Source organism: Rhizobium sp. 007 (assembly GCF_015353075.1).
Taxonomy (GTDB): domain Bacteria; phylum Pseudomonadota; class Alphaproteobacteria; order Rhizobiales; family Rhizobiaceae; genus Rhizobium.
Genome location: NZ_CP064187.1, coordinates 1,030,296 through 1,053,876, shown reverse-complemented (window position 1 = coordinate 1,053,876; position 23,581 = coordinate 1,030,296). Strand labels below are relative to the sequence as shown.

24 protein-coding genes and 1 pseudogene are annotated in these 23,581 nt (G+C 60.2%); 10 read left to right on the top strand and 15 right to left on the bottom strand.

Annotation, left to right across the window (positions count from 1 at the left end; translation table 11 throughout):
• Positions 1-81 precede the first annotated feature (81 nt).
• Positions 82-636 carry a DUF177 domain-containing protein gene (locus tag ISN39_RS05145; protein ID WP_194729379.1) on the bottom strand — a complete coding sequence of 185 codons (555 nt, stop codon included), beginning with the start codon at positions 634-636 and terminating at the stop codon, positions 82-84.
• A 10-nt stretch (positions 637-646) separates the two neighbouring features.
• Positions 647-1,236: pseudogene (locus ISN39_RS05140) on the bottom strand (ubiquinol-cytochrome C chaperone family protein).
• A gap of 189 nt (positions 1,237-1,425) precedes the next feature.
• Between ISN39_RS05140 and ISN39_RS05135 the strand changes: the two are divergent.
• Positions 1,426-1,950 carry an outer membrane protein assembly factor BamE gene (locus tag ISN39_RS05135; protein WP_074067331.1) on the top strand — a complete coding sequence of 175 codons (525 nt, stop codon included), beginning with the start codon at positions 1,426-1,428 and terminating at the stop codon, positions 1,948-1,950.
• Between the two features lie 55 nt (positions 1,951-2,005).
• Here the strand turns inward: ISN39_RS05135 and ISN39_RS05130 are convergent, their stop codons facing one another.
• From ISN39_RS05130 to ribH, 3 genes are all read right to left on the bottom strand, one after another.
• Complete coding sequence (locus ISN39_RS05130; protein ID WP_074067329.1) at positions 2,006-4,141, bottom strand: sodium-translocating pyrophosphatase; 2,136 nt, start codon at positions 4,139-4,141, stop codon at positions 2,006-2,008.
• Positions 4,142-4,339: 198 nt separating this feature from the next.
• Complete coding sequence (gene nusB, locus ISN39_RS05125) at positions 4,340-4,822, bottom strand: transcription antitermination factor NusB (RefSeq protein WP_074067327.1); 483 nt, start codon at positions 4,820-4,822, stop codon at positions 4,340-4,342.
• Positions 4,819-5,280 (bottom strand): 6,7-dimethyl-8-ribityllumazine synthase, encoded by a 462-nt coding sequence (ribH, locus tag ISN39_RS05120; protein WP_074067324.1) that lies wholly within the window; start codon positions 5,278-5,280, stop codon positions 4,819-4,821. Before ribH ends, nusB begins: the two co-directional genes overlap by 4 nt.
• Positions 5,281-5,601: 321 nt before the next feature.
• Between ribH and ISN39_RS05115 the strand changes: the two genes are divergently transcribed.
• The 3 genes from ISN39_RS05115 to ISN39_RS05105 all read left to right on the top strand — a co-directional run bounded on the left by ISN39_RS05115 (position 5,602) and on the right by ISN39_RS05105 (position 7,132).
• The gene (locus tag ISN39_RS05115; RefSeq protein WP_074067322.1) at positions 5,602-5,961 is read left to right on the top strand and encodes a hypothetical protein; all 360 of its coding nucleotides are present in this window, start codon (positions 5,602-5,604) and stop codon (positions 5,959-5,961) included.
• Between the two features lie 113 nt (positions 5,962-6,074).
• Complete coding sequence (locus ISN39_RS05110; RefSeq protein ID WP_074067320.1) at positions 6,075-6,569, top strand: cupin domain-containing protein; 495 nt, start codon at positions 6,075-6,077, stop codon at positions 6,567-6,569.
• Between the two features lie 29 nt (positions 6,570-6,598).
• Positions 6,599-7,132, top strand: a complete 534-nt coding sequence (locus ISN39_RS05105; RefSeq protein WP_194729378.1) for a GNAT family N-acetyltransferase — start codon at positions 6,599-6,601, stop codon at positions 7,130-7,132.
• Here ISN39_RS05105 and ISN39_RS05100 read toward each other — a convergent pair.
• From ISN39_RS05100 to ISN39_RS05070, 7 genes are all read right to left on the bottom strand, one after another.
• Positions 7,095-7,715, bottom strand: a complete 621-nt coding sequence (locus ISN39_RS05100) for a riboflavin synthase (protein WP_074067318.1) — start codon at positions 7,713-7,715, stop codon at positions 7,095-7,097. The two genes, ISN39_RS05105 and ISN39_RS05100, sit on opposite strands and share 38 nt — an antisense overlap.
• The gene (gene ribD / locus ISN39_RS05095; protein WP_194729377.1) at positions 7,715-8,971 is read right to left on the bottom strand and encodes a bifunctional diaminohydroxyphosphoribosylaminopyrimidine deaminase/5-amino-6-(5-phosphoribosylamino)uracil reductase RibD; all 1,257 of its coding nucleotides are present in this window, start codon (positions 8,969-8,971) and stop codon (positions 7,715-7,717) included. The genes ISN39_RS05100 and ribD overlap by 1 nt, the downstream gene beginning before the upstream one ends.
• A 3-nt stretch (positions 8,972-8,974) precedes the next feature.
• A complete protein-coding gene (gene nrdR / locus ISN39_RS05090; protein ID WP_022714748.1) occupies positions 8,975-9,451 on the bottom strand; it encodes a transcriptional regulator NrdR in 477 nt (158 codons plus the stop codon).
• Positions 9,452-9,460: 9 nt separating this feature from the next.
• Positions 9,461-10,759, bottom strand: coding sequence for a serine hydroxymethyltransferase (gene glyA, locus ISN39_RS05085; protein WP_074067314.1), 1,299 nt, complete (start codon positions 10,757-10,759; stop codon positions 9,461-9,463).
• Between the two features lie 326 nt (positions 10,760-11,085).
• Positions 11,086-12,387 (bottom strand): L,D-transpeptidase family protein, encoded by a 1,302-nt coding sequence (locus tag ISN39_RS05080; RefSeq protein WP_039844501.1) that lies wholly within the window; start codon positions 12,385-12,387, stop codon positions 11,086-11,088.
• Positions 12,388-12,850: 463 nt separating this feature from the next.
• The gene (locus ISN39_RS05075) at positions 12,851-13,366 is read right to left on the bottom strand and encodes a MarR family winged helix-turn-helix transcriptional regulator (RefSeq protein ID WP_074067312.1); all 516 of its coding nucleotides are present in this window, start codon (positions 13,364-13,366) and stop codon (positions 12,851-12,853) included.
• A 131-nt stretch (positions 13,367-13,497) separates the two neighbouring features.
• Positions 13,498-13,935: a DUF6163 family protein gene (locus ISN39_RS05070; RefSeq protein WP_194729376.1), complete on the bottom strand. Its 438-nt coding sequence runs from the start codon at positions 13,933-13,935 to the stop codon at positions 13,498-13,500.
• A gap of 132 nt (positions 13,936-14,067) precedes the next feature.
• On the opposite strand from ISN39_RS05070, the gene hemB reads away from it, so the two are divergent.
• The 5 genes from hemB to ISN39_RS05045 all read left to right on the top strand — a co-directional run bounded on the left by hemB (position 14,068) and on the right by ISN39_RS05045 (position 17,445).
• Complete coding sequence (gene hemB / locus ISN39_RS05065; RefSeq protein WP_194729375.1) at positions 14,068-15,081, top strand: porphobilinogen synthase; 1,014 nt, start codon at positions 14,068-14,070, stop codon at positions 15,079-15,081.
• 71 nt (positions 15,082-15,152) lie between these two features.
• Positions 15,153-15,611 (top strand): RDD family protein, encoded by a 459-nt coding sequence (locus ISN39_RS05060; RefSeq protein WP_074067308.1) that lies wholly within the window; start codon positions 15,153-15,155, stop codon positions 15,609-15,611.
• A gap of 168 nt (positions 15,612-15,779) precedes the next feature.
• Positions 15,780-16,556 (top strand): arginyltransferase, encoded by a 777-nt coding sequence (locus ISN39_RS05055; protein WP_194729374.1) that lies wholly within the window; start codon positions 15,780-15,782, stop codon positions 16,554-16,556.
• A complete protein-coding gene (locus ISN39_RS05050; protein ID WP_194729373.1) occupies positions 16,557-17,192 on the top strand; it encodes an EamA family transporter in 636 nt (211 codons plus the stop codon).
• 67 nt (positions 17,193-17,259) lie between these two features.
• On the top strand, positions 17,260-17,445 hold the full coding sequence (locus tag ISN39_RS05045; RefSeq protein ID WP_194729372.1) for a hypothetical protein: 186 nt from the start codon (positions 17,260-17,262) through the stop codon (positions 17,443-17,445).
• On the opposite strand, the gene ISN39_RS05040 is transcribed toward ISN39_RS05045, so the two are convergent.
• Positions 17,434-17,889 (bottom strand): SRPBCC domain-containing protein, encoded by a 456-nt coding sequence (locus ISN39_RS05040; RefSeq protein WP_022714738.1) that lies wholly within the window; start codon positions 17,887-17,889, stop codon positions 17,434-17,436. The genes ISN39_RS05045 and ISN39_RS05040 overlap by 12 nt on opposite strands.
• 154 nt (positions 17,890-18,043) lie before the next feature.
• The gene (parC, locus tag ISN39_RS05035) at positions 18,044-20,299 is read right to left on the bottom strand and encodes a DNA topoisomerase IV subunit A (RefSeq protein WP_194729371.1); all 2,256 of its coding nucleotides are present in this window, start codon (positions 20,297-20,299) and stop codon (positions 18,044-18,046) included.
• A gap of 221 nt (positions 20,300-20,520) precedes the next feature.
• Here parC and ISN39_RS05030 point away from each other — a divergent pair, with 221 nt between their 5' ends.
• Positions 20,521-21,708 (top strand): hypothetical protein, encoded by a 1,188-nt coding sequence (locus tag ISN39_RS05030; protein ID WP_194729370.1) that lies wholly within the window; start codon positions 20,521-20,523, stop codon positions 21,706-21,708.
• A gap of 61 nt (positions 21,709-21,769) precedes the next feature.
• Here the strand turns inward: ISN39_RS05030 and aspS are convergent, their stop codons facing one another.
• Complete coding sequence (gene aspS / locus ISN39_RS05025) at positions 21,770-23,560, bottom strand: aspartate--tRNA ligase (protein WP_074067298.1); 1,791 nt, start codon at positions 23,558-23,560, stop codon at positions 21,770-21,772.
• Positions 23,561-23,581 lie beyond the last annotated feature (21 nt).

Here is a 23,581-nt window from a genome sequence, read left to right as displayed (position 1 = left end):
CTGAGGGGAGCGAAAATTTCGGCCAAAATACCGGTTTTCCTATCGCTTACAACTGAATTGTGTCAAATACCCCACGGGTGTTCAGTCCTTCTGCCAATCCTTGAGTACCGCAAAGGCAGAAGGCTTCTTATCGTTTTCCCCCGTATCTTCGATATGGCCGGAGAACTCGACACCCTTCTTGCGGGGATAGGGATCGATCGCCAGCGCGGCGAATTCCATCACCACTTCTCCCGCGTCGATCGTGTCGCCAAAGAAGGTTTCAGGCAGGTCCGGCCCGTCGGGATCGAGAACCATTTCGCCGGCATCATTGGCCGGGTGCCGCGCGAGTTTCGAATTCTCGGGCACGTAGATCTGCTCGAACTGCTCGTCGATATCGGCAGGTACCGGGTCGAGCGTCACCACGCAGGCCTGAACGATCTTTGCCTGCACCCTGCCCTTCACGCGGACGCCATCCTTCTTCCAGCGATTGATCTGCAGGTCCGCACGCAGATCGTCGACGGACAGTACATCCCAGCGTTCGGCAAGCGCTTTCCGCTCCTTCTCGTCTGCCTTGAGGTGCACTTCGACAGGGTTTGCGGAGATATGGCCGACCTTGACGAGGTAAGAAAATGCAATGTCGTCGTTGCGATGTTTCATGGCGTCCTCCTTACGCTGCCTGTGGCAGCGTCGCCGAGCCGGTGGCGATCCGCTCCTCGGACTGGGCCGACAGATCGGCTTCGGCGTCAAACATCCAGTTGGCAAGCGCCGTCATGTCGTAAGCGTCGGCGGCTTGCGGATGGATATTGCGGTTAAGGGCTGCGGCAAGGGCCGCGCGGTCGCCGCTATCGATTGCCGCCGAATAGGACTCGAGACGTCCGTAGAACATGCCGGCAAGCTTCTTCATGCGTTTCGGCACCCCGTTGTCGCTGATGCCGAGTTCGCGGATCGAATGGTCGATATCCTCAAAGAAGGCATCGACGATCTCCTGGGCAATCTCCTGTCCGCTGGTTTCGCAGGAGCGTGTGCGGCGGAAGAAGAGGATCATCACCAGCGACAGCATCTCGAAACGGCCCATCACGGTGTCCGGAACATGCATGGTCTCGTAGAATTCCGGCATACGGGCTGCGGCAGTCAGTACCGAATACTGCCGTTCGACGATCGCCTGATTGTTGTTTTTCTTGCGAAAGAGCCCGAAGATCATTGTTTCTTCCGGAAAAGCCTCGTTCTTCACGCGGAGTTGCGTGGGCCGTGTTGCATGATTTCGAAAGCTGGTTTACCGAAGCAGGCGCGAATTGCAATGCCGAAGGTGGCCACTTTCGGGACAGCGCCCTTGTCGGCTCGATCTCGGGGAATTGGGAGTATTCGACCCCGGAAAGGCCACAAAGGTTTTGCATCAGCGGTGATTGCAGGGCCGGAAAGCTGCCTATCGAGACCTCAAGGGAGTAGATGTCGTTGAAGAAACGGTATTTCAAGTCTGACATAAGATTCTTCAGCAGCGCAGCCATCGCCATCATGATTGCCTCAGCAGGCCTCACAGGTTGCCAAACGGGAACAGTGCTTAACGGCGGCTATATCGTCGACGAGCAATCCCTCAATCTCGTTCCGGAAGGCTCGAGCCGCGAACAGGTGCTTCTGTCGCTCGGCACGCCTTCGACGACGGCAACGTTCGACACCGAGGTCTTCTATTACATCTCGCAGAAGCGCACGCGCTCTGTCGCCTTCCAGAAACTGAAGGTCGTCGACCAGAGCGTGCTTGCGATCTACTTCGATAAGGACGGCGTCGTCACGCGCCGCGCGAATTACACGCTCCAGGACGGCAGGGTCTTCGATACGATTTCGCGCGTGACCCCGACCGGCGGCCGCGAACTGACCTTCCTGCAGCAGGTTCTGGCAGGCGGCGCGGGCGGTGCAGCAAAGAGCCTGTTCGGAACGCCTTCAGGCAATCCGCAGAATCCTGCAAGTATCCGATAACTATCCGACCCAACAAAGAATCCCGCCGGATCGCTCCGGCGGGTTTCTTCTTCGATCAGGCCAAGACCGCCAAGAGCAGCAAGGCGACGATATTGGTGATCTTGATCGCCGGATTGACGGCTGGACCTGCGGTGTCCTTGTAAGGATCGCCGACCGTATCGCCGGTGACGGAGGCCTTGTGTGCATCCGAGCCCTTCATGTGGCGGACGCCGTCCTTGTCGACGAAGCCGTCCTCGAAGGACTTCTTCGCGTTGTCCCATGCACCGCCGCCCGACGTCATCGAGATGGCGACGAACAGGCCGTTGATAATGACGCCGAGGAGCGATGCGCCGAGTGCGGCGAAGGCCGAGGCCTTGGAGCCGGAGACCAGCAGAACACCGAAATAAACGACGATCGGAGCCAGGACCGGCAATAGCGAGGGGATGATCATCTCGCGGATTGCGGCCTTGGTCAGAAGGTCGACGGCCTTGCCGTAGTCCGGCTTTTCCGTGCCCTGCATGATGCCCGGCTTTTCCTTGAACTGACGGCGCACTTCCTCGACGATTGCGCCGGCGGCGCGGCCGACGGCCGTCATGGCGATACCGCCGAAGAGGTAGGGAATGAGCCCACCGAAGATCAATCCGGCCACCACGTAGGGGTTGGAGAGATCGAATGAAATCTCCCCTATGCCTGCGAAGTAGGGAAACTTGTCGCCATTTGCCGCAAAATATTTGAGGTCATAGGAATAGGCCGCAAAAAGCACCAGCGCGCCGAGTCCGGCAGAGCCGATCGCGTAGCCTTTTGTCACGGCTTTCGTCGTATTGCCGACGGCGTCGAGCGCGTCCGTCGACTTGCGGACTTCCGGCGGCAGATGGGACATTTCGGCAATGCCGCCGGCGTTGTCGGTCACGGGACCGAAGGCATCGAGCGCAACGATCATACCGGCAAGGCCGAGCATGGCGGTGACGGCGATGCCGGTGCCGAAGAGGCCGGCGAGCTGGTAGGTGCCGATAATACCGGCGACGATGACGATCGCAGGCAGCGCCGTCGATTCCAGCGAGACCGCAAGGCCCTGGATGACGTTGGTGCCGTGGCCGGTCACGGATGCCTGGGCGATCGAATTGACCGGGCGTTTGTTGGTGCCGGTATAATATTCGGTGATGACGACAATGAGCGCCGTTACCAAGAGGCCGACGAGGCCGCAGAAGAAGAGATTGGTACCGGTAACATCCACACCGCCGGCCTGTCCGAGCGACCCCCAGCCCACCGTCAACGATGTTGCAGCGCCTAGGCCGACGATCGACAGGAGGCCGGTGACGATAAGGCCCTTATAGAGTGCGCCCATGATCGAGCCGTTGGTTCCAAGCTTGACGAAAAAGGTACCGACGATCGAGGTGAGGATGCAGGCGCCGCAGATTGCCAGCGGATAGACCATCGCCGACTGCAGGATCGGTGCCCCGGCAAAGAAGATTGAGGCAAGAACCATGGTTGCGACGACGGAAACGGCATAGGTCTCGAAAAGGTCGGCGGCCATGCCGGCGCAGTCGCCGACGTTGTCGCCGACATTATCTGCGATCGTCGCCGGGTTGCGCGGGTCGTCTTCCGGAATGCCTGCCTCGACCTTGCCGACGAGATCCCCGCCGACATCGGCACCCTTGGTGAAGATGCCGCCGCCCAGACGAGCGAAGATCGAGATCAGCGAGGCACCGAAGCCGAGCGCGACAAGCGCATCGATGACTTCGCGCGAACCGCTTTCATGGCCGAGCAGGCCGGTCAGGATGAAATAATAGATGGATACGCCGAGCAGTGCCAAACCGGCGACGAGCATGCCGGTGATGGCACCGGATTTGAAGGCGATATCGAGGCCGGCCGAGAGGCTGTGCGATGCGGCCTGCGCCGTGCGGACGTTGGCGCGAACGGAGACGTGCATGCCGATAAAGCCGGCGGCACCGGAAAGCACGGCGCCGATCAGAAAGCCGATGGCGGCCATGCCGGAGAGAAGCAGCCAGGCTGCGATGAAAACAACGATGCCGACGATCGCAATCGTCTTGTACTGGCGCATGAGATAGGCCTGCGCGCCTTCACGGATATACCCCGCGATTTCCTGCATGCGGCTGTTTCCCTGATCGGCCGCCAGCACCGAGCGGGTTGCCCAGATGGCATAAACCACCGAGAGCAGACCGCATGCAATTACGCATAAAAGAATTATCATTTCGCTCTTTCCTCCAAAAGTGCCGGAGCACTCCTCCCTCCGGCCACGAACGCAGCCGAATCGTCTTCTCTCCACAGAAACGCTCTAGCTTTGCGTGCGGAGATTGCGGGGTGGGAAACACGACGTCAAGACCGCAAGGGACGAAAACCCTTGCAGCGCAGCGTAAAGCGCGAAATGGTCCGATAGTGGACGGAAGGCTTACTTCTTCGTTTCGCCGCGCACCTGTTTGGCGATGCGGTCGAGCACGGCATTGACGAGCTTCGGCTCGTCATCCTCGAAGAAAGCCTGGGCGATCTCGACATATTCCGTAACGATCACGGCCACCGGCACGTCTTTGCGGTCGAGAAGTTCGAAAACGCCGGCGCGCAGGATCGCGCGCACGGTGCTGTCGAGGCGCGACAACGCCCAGTCGTCCTGCAGGGCAGAGGCGATCAAAGGATCCAGACGAAGCTGCTCGCGCACCACGCCGGAAACGATGGAACGGAACCACGCGGCATCGGCCTTGAGATAGGTCTCGCCGTCGATTTCTTGACCGAGGCGGTGAGCCTCATATTCGGCGACGATTTCCAGAACACCGGTGCCGCCGATATCCATCTGGTAGAGCGCCTGAACAGCAGCCAGACGCGCAGCGCCGCGCTGGTTTGCCGCCTTTACCTGACGCTCCGGATTTTCACTAGTCATTCGTACGCACCCAGTTTCTTCTTCAGCTCGATCATCGTGAGAGCTGCGCGAGCGGCAAAGCCGCCCTTGTCTTTGTCCGAGCGGCGGGCGCGTGCCCAAGCCTGCTCATCGTTTTCGACCGTCAGGATGCCGTTGCCGATGGCAAGGGATTCGCTGACGGCGAGATCCATCAATGCGCGGGAGGATTCGTTCGACACGATGTCGAAGTGGTAGGTCTCGCCGCGGATGACCATGCCGAGAGCGACATAGCCGTCATATTGCGTGCCGCCATTGTCGGCGCCGTCAAGCGCCATGGCAATCGCCGGCGGAATCTCCAGAGCTCCTGCAACGGTGACGACATCGTAGCTCGCGCCGGCTTCCTTGAGCGCAAAGGTTGCCCCTTCCAGAAGAGCGTCGGCCATGTCGTCGTAGAAGCGGGCTTCGACGATCAAAATATGGGGAGCGTTATCTCGCGCCATGCATCACCTTCGGTTTCTGAGGACTTTGCCATTTGGCAGGCCGCGGTCAAAACATGCCTTTCGATGAATGGCAAGCAAATTCGGATCATGGCCGGAAATCTCTGCAAGAGGATAGCGGAAATATACGCCGGCCGTTTGCCGTGCACGCTCGCAAGCACCTTGAAAACGGCAAATCGAAGGCAATCGTTATGAACAATTTGTAATGTTATTTCAGGTGTTTAGCTCTTGATTCCACGCTGTGGCCGACCCAACTCAACAAGCGTAACGCTGACGATCCCCTGCACGACAGCCGACCGTCATAGCAGATGAAAGGATACCATCATGAACCGCGTTGCCACAATCGCCATCGTTTCCGCGTTCTCCTCCCTCGCGCTTGCCGGCGTCAGCCGTGCGGAAAGCTTTGGCATGAACAGCCCATCGGGCATCGAACAGACGCTCCGCAATTTCCGGGGTAACGACTTCAACGTAAAGCATTTCTACAACTGGCACGACGCAAGCCCCGAAGCATATGGTCCGCGCTCCGCTCCGCCACGCTCGGCCCAGGAAGTGCGCCAGATTCAGGCATCGATCGACGCCAACAAGATGCTGACGCGCAAGCTCGGCAATGACGGAGTCAATGTCCGCAACGTCATCAATGCCGAACAGGCGGCCGATGGCAGCATTACCTTCTATACCGACTGATCGGCGCAGGGCGGCGCAGATCGCTGCGCCGCCCTCCCCGACAATTCTACTGACGCCTATTGAAAACCATCCCGAATTGATGGTCTGTTCGTCCCTGCAAAAGGGGAAAAGACATGCCACGGGACATCAAACCGGTTCTCAATATTGCCGACCTGACACTGGAGCGGTGGCAACAGGGCGCGCTCTACGAGGGCGCCGACACATCCTTCGGCCGCCTGCTTGGCCTTTCCAATCTCGGGATCAGCTACAACGAGGTGCCGCCCGGCAAATCGAGCTGTCCGTTCCACAATCACCATGTCGAGGATGAGCTGTTCTTCGTAATCGAAGGGACAGGCGAATACCGTTTTGGAAGCGAACGTTACCCCATCAGGAAAGGCGACACGCTCGGCGCGCCTGCCGGCGGGAAGGAAACGGCACACCAGATCCTCAATACCGGCAGCACGACGCTGATCTATCTCGGCATCTCCACGATGGCGAAGACGGAGATCGTCGAATACCCGGATTCCCAAAAATTCCTCGCCAAGACAAATCATGACGTCGGGCGCTTCCGCTTCATCGGGCGCGCGGAGAACGATCTCGACTACTGGGACGGCGAAGCAGGCGCGTGAGACAGGTGTTCACAGAAACGATATCCAAGATGATCAATGTTCCGACCATCGAAACGAAACGGTTGATTCTGCGGCCGCACCGGCTCGACGATTTCGATGCCTACATACACTTATGGGCAGATGCGGACGTCGTTCGCTATATCAGCGGCGTGCCATCGACACGCGAGCAGACATGGTCCCGCCTCATAAGGGCGAGCGGCATGTGGCATCATATGGGTTTCGGCTTTCTGATCATCGAGGAAAAGCAAAGCGGGCGGCTGATCGGCGAAGCAGGCTTCCACGAAGCCCGACGTGAGATGTCTCCACCCATCGAGGAAACACTGGAAACCGGATGGGTGTTGCTGCCTTCCGCACACGGAAGGGGCTATGCGACAGAAGCGCTCACGGCGCTGATCGCATGGGCTGACTGTCATTTCCCCGGCAAGGAGATGACCTGCATCGTCAGCCCGGAAAACGCAGCTTCGCTACGCGTCGCGGAAAAGCTCGGCTTCCGCGAGGTGGCACGTACCGATTATCACGGCGAAATCATTCTGCTTTCGCGGCAGGGAATTCAGCCAGCCTAGCGGCATAGCGCGCCATCGTATCGACCTCGAAATTGACGAAATCGCCGGCCTCTCGCTCGCCCCATGTCGTGACTTCCAAAGTATGGCGAATGAGAAGCACATCGAAATCCGTGCCTTCGACGGCGTTGACCGTCAGCGACGTACCATCGAGCGCGATCGAGCCTTTGGGCGCCACGAACTTCGCAAGATGCTCCGGGGCGCGCAGACGGAAGCGGGTCGCATCGCCTTCCGTAGTCACCGACAGGATTTCTGCCTTGCCGTCGACATGCCCTGAGACGATGTGGCCGCCGAGTTCGTCGCCGATCTTCAGAGAACGCTCGAGATTGACGCGGGTGCCTTCCTTCCAGCTTGCAAGCGTCGTGAGCCTCAGAGCCTCTTCCCAGGCCTCCACCTCGAACCAACGCCCGTTGCTGCCTTCGTCCGGCAGGCCGGTCACCGTCAGGCAGATGCCCGAATGGGAAATCGACGCGCCCATATCGATTGTCTTAGGGTCGTAATTGCTCACGACGCGGAGCTTCACACCCTCGTTCATGGGAGAAACGGATTCGATCATGCCGATATCGGTGACAATTCCGGTGAACATCAAAATTCTCTTTCGTATTCGTCCAGCCGGTCGTCGCCGAACATGAATGTGCCTCTATGGGCAAAACCGGATGGCATATCGGTCTTCGTCAATGGCGATTCAATACCGCCCTCGCCGATGATGAGCTGGCCCTGGTAAAGCTGGATTCGATCGACGAGACCGGCGTCGAGGAAAAGCCGCGCCGTCTTCGCACCGCCTTCGACGACGAGCGAGGAAATGCCGCGTGAGGCGAGCGCCGGAAGCAGCACTTCGGGATGGTAAGGATGGCAATAGAGAATTTCAACGCCTGCAGCCCGCAGGGCTTCGGCGCGAGCCTCACCCCCCTCTGCCCTGCCGGGCATCTCCCCCACCAGGGGAGGGATCGGCAGATTGTCGCAGCTCGCTTCTACTGGCACCTCATCAGTGGTGGCGTCGGTCCCGGCGGAAGAATGCGGGCGAGCGTTCACCTCATCTATCTCGCCCCTCGTAGGAGAGATGTCCGGCAGGATAAAGGGGGGTGCCTCGCCTGCAACGGCAATGGTCGGCACCTCTCGTGCTGAACGCACAAGTTTACTGCCGAGCGGCAAATCAAGCCGCGGATCAAGCACGACACGCACCGGCGACAGCGATTGCAGGCCCGGCACGCGCACCGTCAGTTCCGGGTCGTCGGCGATCGCCGTGCCGATGCCGACGAGGATGGCGTCGGTTTCAGCGCGGAGCGCCTGGACCTGTGCGCGGGCGAGAGGACTGGTGATGGCGATCTGTCCCTCGCCTTTGCGGCCGATCATGCCGTCGGCGGAAACGGCAAGCTTCAGAGTCACATAGGGCCGGTTCTTCGTCTGCCGGGTGAGATAGCCGGCGAGCGAGCGCCTGCCCTCCTCTTCCAGCACGCCGGTATCAACCTCGATGCCGGCTTCGCGCAGAAGCGCGATGCCGCGGCCGGAGACACGAGGATCGGGATCGGTCACGCTGATGACGACGCGCGCGACACCAGAGGCGATCAGCGCGTCGGCGCAGGGCGGCGTCTTGCCGTGATGAGAGCAGGGTTCGAGCGTCACATAGGCGGTGGCGCCGCGAGCCAGTTCGCCTGCCTCGGTGAGCGCCTGCGGCTCGGCATGCGGGCGCCCGCCGATCGCCGTCGTGCCGCGGCCGACGATTTCGCCGTCCTTGACGATGACGCAGCCGACGGAAGGATTTGTGGAGGTCTGGCCGAGATGCAGAAGGCCAAGACGGATTGCCTCGGCCATGAAACGCTTGTCATGCGGCCCGGCGCTCAAGGCTCAGGTCTCCAAAGTGTCGCGGCTGATCTTGGCGTTGATTTCGGAGATGACCTTTTCGAAATCCTCGGCATGCGAGAAATCCCGATAGACCGACGCGTACCGAACAAAGCCAACGTCATCGAGACTCTTGAGAGCTTCCAGCACCTGAAGGCCGATGGCCTCGGAGCTGATTTCGACTTCGCCGGAGCTTTCGAGGCGGCGGACGATGCCGGAAACAGCCCTTTCGATGCGGTCACGGTCGACCGGACGCTTGCGCAGCGCGATCTCGAAGGACCGTACCAGCTTATCGCGGTCGAAAGGCACCTTGCGGCCGGTCTTCTTGACGACCATCAGCTCGCGCAGTTGCACGCGCTCGAAGGTCGTGAAGCGGCCGCCGCAATCGGGACAGATCCGTCTGCGGCGGATGGACGTATTGTCCTCCGCCGGACGTGAATCCTTGACCTGGGTGTCTTCCGATCCGCAGAATGGGCAGCGCATGCGCTATCCTTAGCCGATGTAGTCGTACATTGGGAAGCGGCCGGTAAGGTCGACCACCTTGCCACGAACGGCTGCTTCGACTGCAGCGTTGCCTTCATCGGAATTGGCGACCTTGAGGCCGTCGAGAACTTCAACGATGAGGTTGCCGATTTCCTTGAATTCCGCTTCCTTGAAGCCGCGCGTCGTGCCTGCCGGAGCGCCGAGACGGACGCCGGAGGTGACGAAGGGCTTTTCCGGATCGAACGGAATGCCGTTCTTGTTGCAGGTGATGTAGGCGCGCCCGAGCGCTGCTTCGGCGCGCTTTCCGGTCGCGTTCTTCTTGCGAAGATCGACGAGCATCAGGTGGTTGTCGGTACCGCCGGAGACGACATCGAGTCCGCCTGCCATCAGCGTCTCGGCAAGCGCCTTAGCGTTCTTGACGATCTGCGCGGCGTAGTCCTTGAATTCCGGCTGCAGCGCTTCGCCGAAGGCGACGGCCTTGGCGGCGATGATGTGCATCAGCGGACCACCCTGGAGGCCCGGGAAAACAGCCGAGTTGAACTTCTTCGCCAGATCCTCGTCGTTCGTCAGGATGACGCCGCCGCGCGGGCCGCGAAGCGACTTGTGGGTCGTGGTCGTTGCGACGTGGCAGTGCGGGAACGGCGACGGATGCTGGCCGCCGGCAACGAGGCCGGCGATATGAGCCATGTCGACCATGAGATAGGCGCCGACGGAATCGGCAATCTCGCGGAAACGCTTCCAGTCCCAGACACGGGAGTAAGCGGTGCCGCCGGCGATGATCAGCTTCGGCTTGTGCTCTTCGGCCTTGCGGGCGACTTCGTCCATGTCGAGCAGGTTGTCGCCTTCGCGAACGCCGTAGGACACGACGTTGAACCACTTGCCGGACATATTGACCGGCGAACCGTGCGTCAGGTGACCGCCCGAGTTCAGGTCGAGGCCCATAAAGGTGTCGCCCGGCTGCAGCAGCGCCAGGAAGACCGCCTGGTTCATCTGCGAGCCGGAATTCGGCTGGACGTTGGCGAAGTTGACGCCGAAGAGCTTCTTGGCGCGTTCGATCGCCAGCTCTTCAGCAATATCGACGAACTGGCAGCCGCCGTAGTAGCGCTTGCCCGGATAACCTTCCGCATATTTGTTCGTCATGATGGAGCCCTGGGCTTCCAGCACCGCGCGGGAAACGATGTTTTCCGATGCGATCAATTCGATCTCATGCCGCTGGCGGCCGAGCTCCTTTTCAATCGCGCCGAAGATATCCGGATCGGTGTCGGCAAGCGAGCGATTGAAGAAGGTCTGCGTGGAAGCATTTGTCATGGGCGGGCTCCTCAACTGGAATGCGCGAAGGTATTAGCGTTCCGCCCTGCCGAGAGCAATACGAAGAACGACATTTGCTGGGCAATCTACGCGCAGGAGTGTCCTGGGCTTGGCAGGTTATCGTGGGATGCGCCTCACCCTAATCCTCTCTGCGCCAGCTTGGAGGGGACGTGCCTCACAAAACTTGGAGATTAACCGAAGCGTTGCGACATATCCCCTTCGCCTCGTTTACCGGGAGAATGTCCCGACAAACGGATGAAGGGCAACCGCTGGCAAAGAAAAAACCGCGCCTTCCAGCGCGGTTTCCCAATTCATACGCATGACGCTTACTGAACCGGCTGTTCCATTCCAGCGGTCGTATCGAGAGCAAGCTCGGCGTTGCCGTCCATCTGGTAGATGTCGTCGCGGAACTGCACGAGGCCGTCCGGCATGCCCCAGGCGGAGATGTAGACGAAATAGACCGGGATTTCCTCGGCGAGCGTAATCGGCGTGTTGACCCGGCTGGCGATCACCTGCTCCATCTGCTGGCGCGACCACGGCGGGGTGTCGCGCAGCAGCCAAGTCGTCAGGTCGCGGACGTTCTGGACGCGGACGCAGCCGGACGACTCAAAGCGCATCAGCTTGTTGAACAGGCCCTGCTGCGGCGTGTCGTGCATGTACTCGCCGTTCTTGTTATGGAAATTGATCTTCGCCGAGGCCATGGCGTTGATCTTGCCTGGATCCTGACGGAACATCAGGTTCGGCGCCTCGCCATTCCAGTCGATGGTTTCCGGGGCGACTTCGTTGCCCTTGCCGTCGATCAGGCGAATGGCGTTCTTCTCGAGATAAGTCGGATCCTTGCGCATCAGCGGCATGATGTCCTTCTCGACGATCGAGCGCGGCGCAGTCCAATAGGGATTGAGGATGACCTCGTAGATCTTCGAGTTGACGATATGCGTCGGGCGGCTGATACGTCCGACGACGGCCGCATGACGTGTCGCCACGCTGCCGTCCTCGACCGCCTCGACATAGGCGGCCGGAATATTGACCATGACGTGGCGGCGGCCGAGATCTTCCGGGAAGGTCTGCAGGCGGATGAGGTTGGTGTTCAGCTGCTGCAGGCGCACATCAACCGGAATGTTCATCGCCTTCAGCGTGAATTCGCCAATGACGCCGTCCGCCGGAAGGCCATGACGAGCCTGGAAGCGCTTGACCGCTCCATCGACATAGGAATCGAAGGCAGACGACATGCCTGCTTCGCGCGGCAGGTCGCCGGTGATGGCAAGGCGCTGGCGCAGAGCCTGAACGGAAGGATCCGTCACGCCGAGCTGGAGACGCAGGCCAGCCGGATTGACCTCAGGCCAACCGCCTGCGGAGGCGATCTGCTGATACTCCATGATCGCCTGCTGGATGCTCGGAACCGATTGCGGGCTGAGGATCGGGGTATTGGAGACGGCGGCACTCGCCGTACGCGAGGCAGCCTTGGCATCGAACTGGTCATCCCAGGCGCCGCGGCGCGGTGCGTTGATCAGCGCATCGAGCGCGGACTGCGCAAATGCCGGGGCGGCGATTGCACTAGCGCCGACGGTTGCCGCAGACGCAAGAAAGGCGCGGCGCGAAAGAGCTTCAATACGGTTTTTCTTCGACATAATCCCAACCACTCAATGCCGCAGCTTGAAAGGAAAACCGCGGGCTTTGCGATTCACTGCGCCACGGCCCAGATCACTACCATTCCGTTTTCCGGCGCATCACAGGTTTTCCGCGCCTGGCCATCACAAGATTGCGAGCCGGAAGCGCGGACGACTTTGAACTACCATATGAGAAGCGCCGCTTGCCTTGCATGTCCGCTGTCATACCAATATGGCCAATTCGTGTCGCCGACGTCCAAGATGCCTACCTATGGTCGGGAGCGGCACGGACGAAACCAATCGATCCGTCGTAAACGGTGCTGGTTAATAACGGCTAAAAAACGGCCTGAATACAGGACCTGAATACAGGCCGCTGTGCTTGGGTGCGATGCGTTGCAAAGATGACACGCTTGGCCCGGAACGGCAAAACCGGACGCGCAGGGACGCGTCCGGTTTTCTTCGACCTTGGAGGAGGTCTCTTACCTTAAAGCCGGTAAAGGATCTGGTCGTTCCAGAAGCGGTCGAGGCGCTGCAGGAGCTTGTTCATCTGGGTGAACTCGTCCGTGCCGATGCCGCCGACCTTGTCGATCGAGGCGATGTGGCGCTCGTAGAGCCTGGCGACTGTTTCGGCGACCTCAGTGCCGGTTTCCGTCAGGCTGATGCGGACGGAGCGGCGGTCGATGCGCGAACGCTGGTGGTTGATGAAGCCGAGATCGACCAGCTTCTTGACGTTGTAGGACACGTTCGAGCCGAGATAGTAGCCACGCGAGCGCAGCTCGCCGGCGGTCAGCTCGGAATTGCCGATGTTGAAAAGGAGCAGAGCCTGGATGGCGTTGACGTCGCTGCGGCCCTGACGGTCGAACTCGTCCTTGATGACATCCAGAAGGCGGCGGTGAAGACGTTCAACAAGGTGAAGGGATTCCATGTAAAGATCACGGATGTCCTGGTCCTGCTGATCACGGAGGTTCGATACCGCCTGCGGCTTGATTTTCGTATTCATGATGACTGCCTCACTGTTTTGTTTGGCGGTGTTGGTTTTCTTCCCGCCTTGAGACAGACCCTATCGAATACAAATAAAATTCTACTTAAACTGCAGGCTTAACAGCACCTTACCGGAAACCCCGCGTTGTATCAGGGTAAATCAACGCTTACTTTGCGGCGCTGGCGGCGTTTCTCCAGCCAGAGCGCCAGGCGGAAAACCAGATAGACCAAGGCAACCGCGCCATGCATCACAAGGATGAGCCGGTTGGAGCCGAAGGTCTGCGGCAGCAGGCCATACATCAGGATTTGTCCGCCTGCGGCGAGCACCCAAACGACCGGGCCCCAGGATACCGTCAGCCAGAGGCCGAGCGAAGCGACGGGGAAGAGAACGGCAAGGCTGGTGGCCGCAACTTTCCACGGCAAGCTCAGAAGATCGAAGCGCCCTGCCCCCACCAGTGAATAGCCAACAAGCATCGCCCAATATTGCAGGCCGAACCAGAAGCAGGAGATCGCGATCAGCCTCAGGAAGAGGATGAACAGGATGTCTATCAGCGTCCGCTTCGGCATCGTCGTAGAATCATTTTCCATGGCGCAGACTTTAGGGTTCCCGTTGCGGCTCCACCAGCGGCTGATCCGCCGCGGCCAATCGCCCGGTTTGGTTTTCCGGTCCGTCATGATAATGAGCGGACCAAGAAATGGAATGGCCAGGGACGAAAGACAATGCAGGACAAGACGCACCTCGTCGACGAGATCACCGGACACCGCCGCATGCGCCGCAACCGCAAGGCGGACTGGACGCGCCGGCTGGTGCAGGAAAACCGGCTGACGGTGGACGACCTGATATGGCCGGTCTTCGTGATCCCCGGTTCCGGCATCGTGGAACCGATCCCCGCCATGCCCGGCGTCAACCGCATGACCATCGACAAGCTGGCGGATGCAGCCAGGGAAGCGGCTGACCTCGGCGTCCCGGCAATCGCCACCTTCCCGAACATCGAGATGGCACTACGTGACGAAACGGGCTCGAACAGCCTGGAGGCCAACAATCTCATCAATCAGGCGACGATCGCCATCAAGAAAGCCGTTGGAAACATCGGCGTGATCACCGACGTGGCTCTCGACCCTTTCACCAGTCACGGCCATGACGGCATCCTGCACGGTGGCGAAATCGTCAACGACGAGACCGTCGATCAGGTCGCGCGCGCCGCCGTCATGCAGGCTGATGCCGGTTCCGATATCATTGCCCCGTCGGAAATGATGGACGGCCGCATCGGCGCGATCCGCCGGGCGCTCGATGCTGCAGGGCACCAGAATGTCGGGATCATGAGCTATGCCACCAAGTTCGCGTCGGCATTCTACGGGCCTTATCGCGAGGCGATCTCAACCGGCGGCCTGCTGAAGGGTGACAAGAAGACCTACTATATCGATCCTTCCAATGGCACCGAGGCGATCCGCGATGCGGCACTCGATGTCGAAGAGGGTGCGGACATGCTGATGGTCAAGCCCGGCCTGCCCTATCTCGACATCTGCTGGCGGATGAAAGAGGCCTTCGGACTTCCGACCTTCGCCTATCAGGTTTCCGGGGAATATACGCAGATCAAGGCTGCAGGGATGAATGGCTGGATCGACGGCGAACGGGCGATGCTGGAAACGCTGCTTGCCTTCAAGCGCGCCGGCTGCGACGGGATCCTGACCTATTTCGCGATCGAGGTCGCCAGACTGCTGGCAAAGCGCTGATCCTCGCGCATTATTGTATCTCCGGCGGCGGACACCATATCAGTGGCATCGATTTCCAAAGGAGACCGCAGATGAGCCTTAATCCGAACCCGCTTTATGCCGCACCGGAAGACTGGCGCGCCTATAGCGGCACGCTGAGCCGGCGAGTCTTCGCGTTCATTCTCGACTACATCATTGTGCTGCTGCTCTGCATTCCCGCGGCAGTCGTGCTGTTTTTTCTGTCGATTCTGACGCTCGGCCTCGGCTTCTTTCTCTATCCGGCGCTCTTCGTGCTGGTTGCCGGCCTTTATTTCGGCTTGACGGTCGGCGGGCCGAACCAGGCTTCGCCCGGCATGCGGGCGATGGGGATCGCAATCGTGCGCGTCGATGGCCGCCCGATGGATTTCCTTTTGGCGATCGCTCATCTGGCGCTTTTCTGGATCCTTAATTCGCTATTGACGCCGCTGATTCTGCTTGCTGGTCTTTTTACCGAGCGCAGCCGGCTGATTCACGACCTGCTTGTCGGCACGGTTACCGTTCGCACCGACTGAGGCGGCAAATAAAATCCGCCGCCGGTCTTTGCCGGCCGGCCCGCGGCGCCATATCAAAAAAGAACAGAAAATTGATAGCGCGGATAGACCAGCCGCGCTGTTGACGTTTTCTATTCTTAGTTCATGCTGTCTTCAAATAGTCAGTGCGAAAGGACATTTCCCCGGCAGATGAATACGCAGGCCTCGCCATCACCGCAGTTTTATCTGACGGCTCCGGCTGCATGTCCGTATTTGCCGCATGAGATGGAGCGTAAGGTCTTCACGCATCTCGTCGGTCCGCGCGCTGCAGAAATGAACGACATCCTGACACAAGGCGGCTTCCGCCGTTCGCAGAACATCGCCTACCGCCCCGCCTGCGAAGCCTGCCGTGCCTGCGTCTCGGTGCGTATCCTCGCGCAGGAGTTCCAGCCGACGAATTCGATGAAACGGGTGCTCGCCCACAACGTCGACGTCATTGCGACCGAATTTCCGGCGCAGCCTTCCAGCGAGCAGTATTCACTCTTTCGCCGCTATCTCGACGACCGCCATCAGCAAGGCGGCATGTCCGACATGACGGTGCTCGACTATGCGATCATGGTGGAAGATACGCATGTGAACACCAAGATCATCGAATACCGCAAACGCGAGGAAGGTTCGGGGCTGGAGACCCGTCCGCGCGGCGAGCTCCTGGCTGCCGCGCTGACCGACACGATGAGCGACGGCCTTTCCATGGTCTATTCCTATTTCAATCCCGAATATGACAAGCGCTCGCTCGGCACCTTCATGATCCTCGATCATGTGAAGCGCACAAAGGCGCTCGGCCTTCCACATGTCTATCTCGGCTACTGGGTTCAGGGATCGCGCAAAATGGATTACAAGACGCGCTTCCAGCCGCAAGAGCACCTGACGCCGCGCGGCTGGGAACGCTTCGATCCCTCCACGGTGCCCGAAAGCACGCACGACTAAATGTCCCTTCCTGCCCTTTCCGGTCACCGGAAAGGGCTTGCCCTGACGGCAATCGGTGGCCTGGCCCTTTCCATGGACATTCCGCTCGTGCGACTCGCCGAAGGAAAGATGTGGCCGATCCTTGGCCTTCGCAGCATCACGACGGTTCTGGTGACGCTGCTTATCGTCGCAGCGATCGGCGTGCATGACGGAATTTCGAGCGGCCACATCTTCGGCGACGCGACGGCGCTGCTGAGCGCGCTCATCCTTGACGCGGCAATCACGGTCGGCCGGGCCTCTCGGCGCGACATGGGGTTCGTGCCGCTCCTTGCCGCGATGTTCCCGGCGATCCTCGGCTTCGGCATGGCGCTGCCTGCGGGCGTTTCGATCGATCATCCCGGCTGGATCACCTTCAACGGCGCCATCGTGATGCCCGTCGCCTTTTGGTGTCTGGCAACCGGCCCGCGCTATCTCTCGGCCCCCGAAGTCGGCATGCTCTACCTGCTGGAGACGGTACTTGCCCCGATCTGGGTCTGGTTCATCTTCGCCGAAATTCCGACCGCGATGACACTCATGGGCGGCGCCATCCTCTTCATAGCGATCATGACGCATTTGCTCTGGATGGCACGCGGAAGCGGTGTTCGGCAGCGACGATAGCGTTCGGCGAGGACGATATCTTTGTCCTCGCCGGTGCATATTTCATGGGATTGTCCGAAACCATCCTTTGATCGACGGCAACAAGCAGACCGGCTACCTCGATGCGTTCGCCTTCTTATATCTAAACGGCTGTCTCATTGATGCCGAGAATGCACGAATTGTTGCCTTCGTCGCCTCTGTCGCCGCCTGCGAAATAGACGAAGCGGGCGTGACGCGGTTTCTGCGCGATTTCAGCGTATCCTTAGCTCGCTAGCCGGTCCGTCTGTTCCAGCACCCGTTCCAGACCGTCCATCACACGCGTCCAACCCTGACGGGTCTTTTCTTCGAAGGCCCCCCATTCGGCGCACATTTCGTGGGACAGCGTCAGGCGGCTGCCGTCACCCAGCGGCTCGATGTCGATCTCGACGCGGTCGGGATTGTGGTCGTGCTCCTCCGCCGAGAAGCTGAAGGCCATGTGTCTCGGCCTGCGAAGTTCGAGAAATATGCCGCAGTGGCATGCGTCGCCGGTTGGGCGCCTGTCGATGATCAGAAAGCGGCCGCCGACATGGGGAGCGATTTCGGCGCGGATAACATGGCCATCCTTCGCCGCGAAAAGGAAGCGCCTGGCGATTTGCGGGTTGAGCCATGCGTCGTAGACGACGGAAGGCGGCGCATTATAGGTGTGATCGACATGTAGCTTGATGGTATTGGCAGACATTGATGCTCCTCCGTGTGGGGGCTGCGCTGCGAGCGCAATGCCCAACGGCCATTCCGTCCGTCCTCGGAATGAACCTGTTCCCAATTTTGATAACAGGAATGAAATAGAGGATGCGACCCGCTCGCCAAGAGCGGATCGCCAATTTGTTATTGCCTCAGCCGGCGAATTTGCCGCTGCGGGGGAAGCCCTTTGGAACCGTGCGGCCCGCAGAAGCGCGGTCGCCCAACCATTCGGCCAGTTCTTCCTTGTTTTTTGTGAAAGTACGACCTGCGCTGTCTTCCCAGACGAGACCGTCGGCGATCGCGAAGCAACGGACGTCGGAAATGCCGCCATCCTTGTATCGCTGCAGGCGCACGCCCTTGCCGCGGCCCATCTCCGGAACCTGGGCCAGCGGGAAGACCAGCATCTTGCGGTTCTCGCCGACGACAGCGACGTGATCGCCGCCGACAGGCACGATGAGCTTGGTCTCGTCCGGCATCGCAACATTCATGATCTGCTTGCCCTTGCGGGTGTTGGCAGCCATTTCGGATTCCGCCACAACGAAGCCGTTGCCGGCCGTCGAGACGATCAGCTGCTTGCGCGCCGGATCGTGGACGAAGGCCGTCAGCACAGCCTGATCGTTATCCATGTCGACCATGATGCGCAGCGGCTCGCCATGGCCACGCCCGCCGGGCAGCTTGTCGCCGCCGAGCGTGAAGACCTTGCCGCCGGTGGTGACGACAAGGATCTTGTCCGTCGTCTGTGCCGGGAAGGCTATCTTCAGCGCATCGCCTTCCTTGAAGGTCAGGCTCGCGGTGTCCGCGATGTGGCCCTTCAGCGCACGGATCCAGCCTTTTTCGGAAACCACGACGGTGATCGGTTCCTTCTCGATCATCGCGTGCTGGATGGCTTGTTCGTCGGCTTCGGGCGCCTCGGCGAACTGGGTGCGGCGGCGGCCGATTTCGGTTGCCTTGGCGAACTTCTTCTTCACCTCGCCAATTTCCCAGGCGACCGTCTGCCACTGCTTTTCCTCGGAGGCGAGCAGCGCCTCGATGCCGGTCTTCTCCTTCGTGAGTTCGTCAAACTCGGTTCGGATTTCGAACTCCTCGAGCTTGCGCAAAGAGCGCAGCCGCATGTTGAGGATCGCCTCGACCTGGTTGTCGGTCAGTCCCCAGCGGGCCACCATCACCGGCTTCGGTTCGTCCTCCTCGCGGATGATGCGGATCACCTCGTCGATGTTCAGGTAGGCAATGAGCAAGCCGCCGAGGATTTCGAGGCGTCTGTCGATTGCGGCAAGGCGGAAGCGTGAACGGCGCTGCAGGACCTCGCGGCGGTGATTCAGCCACTCCTTCAGCACCTCGTTCAGCGCCATGACGCGCGGAATGCGCCCCATGGACAAAACGTTCATGTTCAGCGGGAAGCGGCTCTCCAGCTCCGTCAACTTGAACATCGATTCCATCAGGATCGTCGGATCGACGGTACGGCTCTTCGGCACCAGCACGACTCGGACGTCTTCGGCAGACTCGTCGCGTATGTCTTCCAGCAGCGGCAGCTTGCGGGCGATCAGCAGCTCGGCGATCTTTTCGATCAATCGCGACTTCTGCACCTGGAAGGGGATTTCGGTGACGATGATCTGATAGCCGCCGCGACCGAGATCTTCGATCTGCCACTTGGCGCGTACCCGGAAGCCGCCGCGGCCGGTCCGGTAGCTTTCGATGATGCTTTCGCGACCGTCGATGATGATGCCACCCGTCGGAAAATCCGGCCCCGGAATGAACTCGACGAGTTTTTCGACGGTCGCATCCGGATGCTTGATCAAGTGCAGTGCCGCATCGCAAAGCTCATGGGCGTTATGCGAAGGAATGGAAGTCGCCATGCCGACGGCGATGCCGGAGGAGCCGTTCGCGAGCAGGTTCGGGAAAGACCCCGGAAGAACGGTCGGTTCCTCGTCTTCCTCGTTATAGGTCAGGCGGAAATCGACGGCATCCTGCTCGATGCCTTCGAGAAGCAGCGCCGTGACCTCCGTCATGCGCGCTTCGGTATAACGGTAGGCGGCGGCGTTATCACCGTCGATATTGCCGAAGTTTCCCTGCCCGTCGACGAGCGGATAACGCTGGGAGAAATCCTGCGCGAGACGCACCAACGCATCGTAGACGGACTGGTCTCCATGCGGGTGGAACTTACCGATGACGTCGCCGACGATGCGGGCGCATTTCTTAAAGGCCGCGTTCGGGCGTATGCCCATCTCGCTCATGGCATGAATGATGCGCCGATGAACCGGCTTCAGACCATCGCGGACGTCTGGAAGCGCGCGGTGCATGATGGTCGAAAGTGCATAGGCCAAGTAACGCTCCTCGAGCGCGGCCTTCAGATCAACCGGGTGAATGCTGTCGTCGTCTCCGCCGGAAGGCGGCAAAATCTCTTGTCCCATGAGCCTTGCCTAGCCCAGAAGGCGATTCACGGCAAGGAATGAGCGGGGTGGCCCTGTGGATGACCTCCCGGAACGACATGAAAAGGTCATCAAGCATCGCCACCAATTTGGACTTTGTTTGCTTTCCCCTTCAACAGAAATTTAGAAACCTGCAAATATAAACCGCGTTCGATTCGCAGTAATTTCACTGCAATTTGCAACCGCCACCAAAGGACTTACCTATGACCTTTTACCGGACAACCCGGCTGATCCTGTCTGGCGCCGCGTTCCTGTCACTCGCCGGCTCCGCGTTCGCGCTCGACGGGCAGGATCTCCTGAGGAAGCTGAATGCCGCCTATAGCGCCCAAGGCGGAACGATCACTGCCGATGATGTCGATGTCGACGACACGACGGTGACGCTGAAGAACGCGAGCTTCAAGCCGACTGGCAGCGAGGCCCTCCACATCGGCGACATCACGATGACCGGCGTCGAGGAAGACGAAGACGGCGGTTACTACATCGAGGAAGCAGCCTTTCCCGACATCAACATCACGGAAGACGGCGCGACCGTCAGCGCCTCCGAAATGACGCTCGGCGGCATATCCATTCCTGCTGATGTCAGCGGTGACGGCCTCGACTCCATACTGCTTTACGAAACGGCGCATGTCGGCCCGTTCAAGGTTACCAAGAATGGCAAGGAAGTCTTCTCGCTCGGCGAAACCCAGATGAACCTGTCGCTTCGTGAAGACGAATCCGGCTTCGACTTCGACGGCGCATTCAAGAGCATGAAGGCGGACCTCAGCGATGCTCCGGACCCACAGGCGAAGGAAGCGATCGAGAAGCTAGCCCTGCAGCACGTCAACGGCGACATCACGATGAAGGGCGCCTGGGATCTCGGCCCCGGCACGATCGACATCTCCGAATTTGCCTTCGACGTGACAAATGTCGGCCGCCTAAACCTTGCCTTCAAGATTTCGGGATACACCCTGCCCTTCATGAAGTCGCTGCAGGAAGCGGCGAAGGCCTCCGAAGCGAACCCGAACAAGGAAGAAGCGCAGCAGGCGCTTGGCCTTGCCATGCTCGGCCTGATGCAGCAACTTTCGTTCAACGGCGCCGAAATCCGCTTCGATGACGCATCGATCACCAAGCGTGCGCTGGAATATGCTGGCTCCAAGCAGAACATCTCGGCACAGCAGATGGCGGATGCGCTGAAGGCTATGGCGCCGATTGCGCTGGCGCAGCTCAACATCCCGGAACTGCAGAATGCGATTTCGGCAGCGGTCAACACCTATCTCGACGACCCGAAAAGCTTCGCCGTCAGCGCCGCACCGGCCAAGCCTGTCCCCTTCCCGACCATCATGGGTGCTGCCATGGGCGCTCCGAACACACTGCCCGGCGTGCTCGGCGTGAAGGTGACGGCGAACCAGTAAGATTTGAACTCCACCAACAAATAAGCCCGGTAACGCACCGGGCTTATTGCATTGGAATAACTCAGTCTTTGTTGACCGGCGGGATCGGGCGAATCGCCAGTTCGCGCAGCTGCGCAGGCGTTGCCGGCGACGGTGCGCCCATCAGGAGGTCCTGGGCCTGCTGGTTCATCGGGAAGAGCGAGATTTCGCGCAGGTTCTTCGCGCCAGCGAGCAGCATCACGATCCGGTCGATGCCGAAGGCGGCGCCACCATGCGGCGGTGCGCCGTACTGGAAGGCGCGATAGAGACCGCCGAAGCGATCCTCGACGTCCGCCTGGCTGAGACCCACCTTTTCGAAGGCCTGGACCATCAGTTCCGGCGACTGGTTACGGATCGAGCCCGAAGCGATTTCGAAGCCATTGCAGACGGCGTCGTACTGGAAGGCCTTGATCGTCAGCGGATCCTGGTTCTGCAGCGCCTCCAAACCGCCCTGCGGCATGGAGAAGGGGTTGTGCGCGAAGTCGACCTTCTTCTCGTCCTCGTTCCATTCGAAGAACGGGAAGTCGACGATCCAGCAGAGTTCGAAACGGTCGCGGTCGATGAGGTTCAGCTCGTCGGCAGCGCGGTTGCGCGCTTCGCCTGCGAACTTGTAGAACTTGTCCGGCTCGCCGGCGACGAAGAAACAGGCATCGCCGTCATCGAGGCCGAGCTGAGTGCGGATCGCATCCGTGCGCTCTTCGCCGATGTTCTTGGCGAGCGGACCGGCTCCTTCGAGCTTCTCGCCTTCCTTGCGCCAGAAGATGTAGCCGAGGCCGGGCTGGCCCTGGCTCTGCGCCCAAGCGTTCATGCGGTCGCAGAAGGCGCGGGAGCCGCCGGTCTTTGCCGGGATCGCCCAGACTTGGACCTTCGGGTTGGACGCGATCATGTTCGCGAAGACCTTGAAGCCGGAGCCGGCGAAGTGTTCGGTCACGGCCTCCATGACGATCGGGTTGCGCAGGTCCGGCTTATCGGAGCCGTATTTGCGAATTGCCTCGTCATAAGGAATGCGTGGCCATTCCTTGGTCACCGGCTTACCTTCGGCAAACTCCTCGAACACCTTGGTCATCAGCGGACCCGTGGCGTTCCAGACGTCTTCCTGGGTCACGAAGCTCATTTCGAGGTCGAGCTGATAGAACTCGCCAGGCAGGCGGTCGGCTCGCGGGTCTTCATCACGGAAGCAGGGCGCGATCTGGAAATAGCGGTCGAAACCGGCAACCATCAAGAGCTGCTTGTACAGCTGCGGCGCCTGCGGCAGGGCGTAGAAGGTGCCGGGATGGATGCGGCTCGGCACGAGGAAGTCACGCGCGCCTTCCGGCGAGGAGGCCGTCAGGATCGGCGTCGAATATTCGGTGAAGCCGATATTGCCCATTTCACGGCGCATGGCAGAGATGATCTGCGTGCGCTTGACGATGTTCTTGTGCAGCGTCTCGCGGCGAAGGTCGAGGAAGCGGTACTTGAGGCGGACGTCTTCTGGATAGTCCGGCTCGCCGAAGACTGGCAGCGGCAGTTCCTTGGCGGCGGACAGGATTTCGATCTCCTGCGCGTAGAGCTCGATCTCGCCGGTCGCCATCGCCTTGTTGACGGTGTCTTCAGTACGCGCCTTCACGAGGCCGTCGATGCGGATGACCCATTCGCCGCGAACGGTTTCAGCGATCTTGAAAGCCGGCGAATCCGGATCGGCAACAACCTGGGTGATGCCGTAATGGTCGCGAAGGTCGATGAAGAGAACGCCGCCATGGTCGCGAACGCGGTGGACCCAGCCGGAAATCCGGACATTCGCGCCAACATCCGACTTACGGAGGGCTGCACATGTGTGGCTGCGGTAGCGATGCATAATGTCTAATCCTGGTATTTT

Excerpts from the sequence above, each read along its gene's own strand:
- ribH (WP_074067324.1), bottom strand. The coding sequence starts at position 5,280 with ATGGCGCGAGATAACGCTCCCCATATTTTGATCGTCGAAGCCCGCTTC.
- ISN39_RS05100 (WP_074067318.1), bottom strand. The coding sequence starts at position 7,715 with ATGTTCACCGGAATTGTCACCGATATCGGCATGATCGAATCCGTTTCT.
- ISN39_RS05080 (WP_039844501.1), bottom strand. The coding sequence starts at position 12,387 with ATGTCGAAGAAAAACCGTATTGAAGCTCTTTCGCGCCGCGCCTTTCTT.
- ISN39_RS05105 (WP_194729378.1), top strand. The coding sequence starts at position 6,599 with ATGATCAATGTTCCGACCATCGAAACGAAACGGTTGATTCTGCGGCCG.
- ISN39_RS05070 (WP_194729376.1), bottom strand. The coding sequence starts at position 13,935 with ATGGAAAATGATTCTACGACGATGCCGAAGCGGACGCTGATAGACATC.
- ISN39_RS05130 (WP_074067329.1), bottom strand. The coding sequence starts at position 4,141 with ATGATAATTCTTTTATGCGTAATTGCATGCGGTCTGCTCTCGGTGGTT.
- ISN39_RS05060 (WP_074067308.1), top strand. The coding sequence starts at position 15,153 with ATGAGCCTTAATCCGAACCCGCTTTATGCCGCACCGGAAGACTGGCGC.
- aspS (WP_074067298.1), bottom strand. The coding sequence starts at position 23,560 with ATGCATCGCTACCGCAGCCACACATGTGCAGCCCTCCGTAAGTCGGAT.
- ISN39_RS05030 (WP_194729370.1), top strand. The coding sequence starts at position 20,521 with ATGACCTTTTACCGGACAACCCGGCTGATCCTGTCTGGCGCCGCGTTC.
- parC (WP_194729371.1), bottom strand. The coding sequence starts at position 20,299 with ATGGGACAAGAGATTTTGCCGCCTTCCGGCGGAGACGACGACAGCATT.
- ISN39_RS05050 (WP_194729373.1), top strand. The coding sequence starts at position 16,557 with ATGTCCCTTCCTGCCCTTTCCGGTCACCGGAAAGGGCTTGCCCTGACG.
- glyA (WP_074067314.1), bottom strand. The coding sequence starts at position 10,759 with ATGACAAATGCTTCCACGCAGACCTTCTTCAATCGCTCGCTTGCCGAC.
- ISN39_RS05145 (WP_194729379.1), bottom strand. The coding sequence starts at position 636 with ATGAAACATCGCAACGACGACATTGCATTTTCTTACCTCGTCAAGGTC.
- ISN39_RS05075 (WP_074067312.1), bottom strand. The coding sequence starts at position 13,366 with ATGAATACGAAAATCAAGCCGCAGGCGGTATCGAACCTCCGTGATCAG.
- ISN39_RS05110 (WP_074067320.1), top strand. The coding sequence starts at position 6,075 with ATGCCACGGGACATCAAACCGGTTCTCAATATTGCCGACCTGACACTG.
- nusB (WP_074067327.1), bottom strand. The coding sequence starts at position 4,822 with ATGACTAGTGAAAATCCGGAGCGTCAGGTAAAGGCGGCAAACCAGCGC.
- ISN39_RS05115 (WP_074067322.1), top strand. The coding sequence starts at position 5,602 with ATGAACCGCGTTGCCACAATCGCCATCGTTTCCGCGTTCTCCTCCCTC.
- ISN39_RS05055 (WP_194729374.1), top strand. The coding sequence starts at position 15,780 with ATGAATACGCAGGCCTCGCCATCACCGCAGTTTTATCTGACGGCTCCG.
- nrdR (WP_022714748.1), bottom strand. The coding sequence starts at position 9,451 with ATGCGCTGCCCATTCTGCGGATCGGAAGACACCCAGGTCAAGGATTCA.
- hemB (WP_194729375.1), top strand. The coding sequence starts at position 14,068 with ATGCAGGACAAGACGCACCTCGTCGACGAGATCACCGGACACCGCCGC.
- ISN39_RS05040 (WP_022714738.1), bottom strand. The coding sequence starts at position 17,889 with ATGTCTGCCAATACCATCAAGCTACATGTCGATCACACCTATAATGCG.
- ISN39_RS05135 (WP_074067331.1), top strand. The coding sequence starts at position 1,426 with ATGTCGTTGAAGAAACGGTATTTCAAGTCTGACATAAGATTCTTCAGC.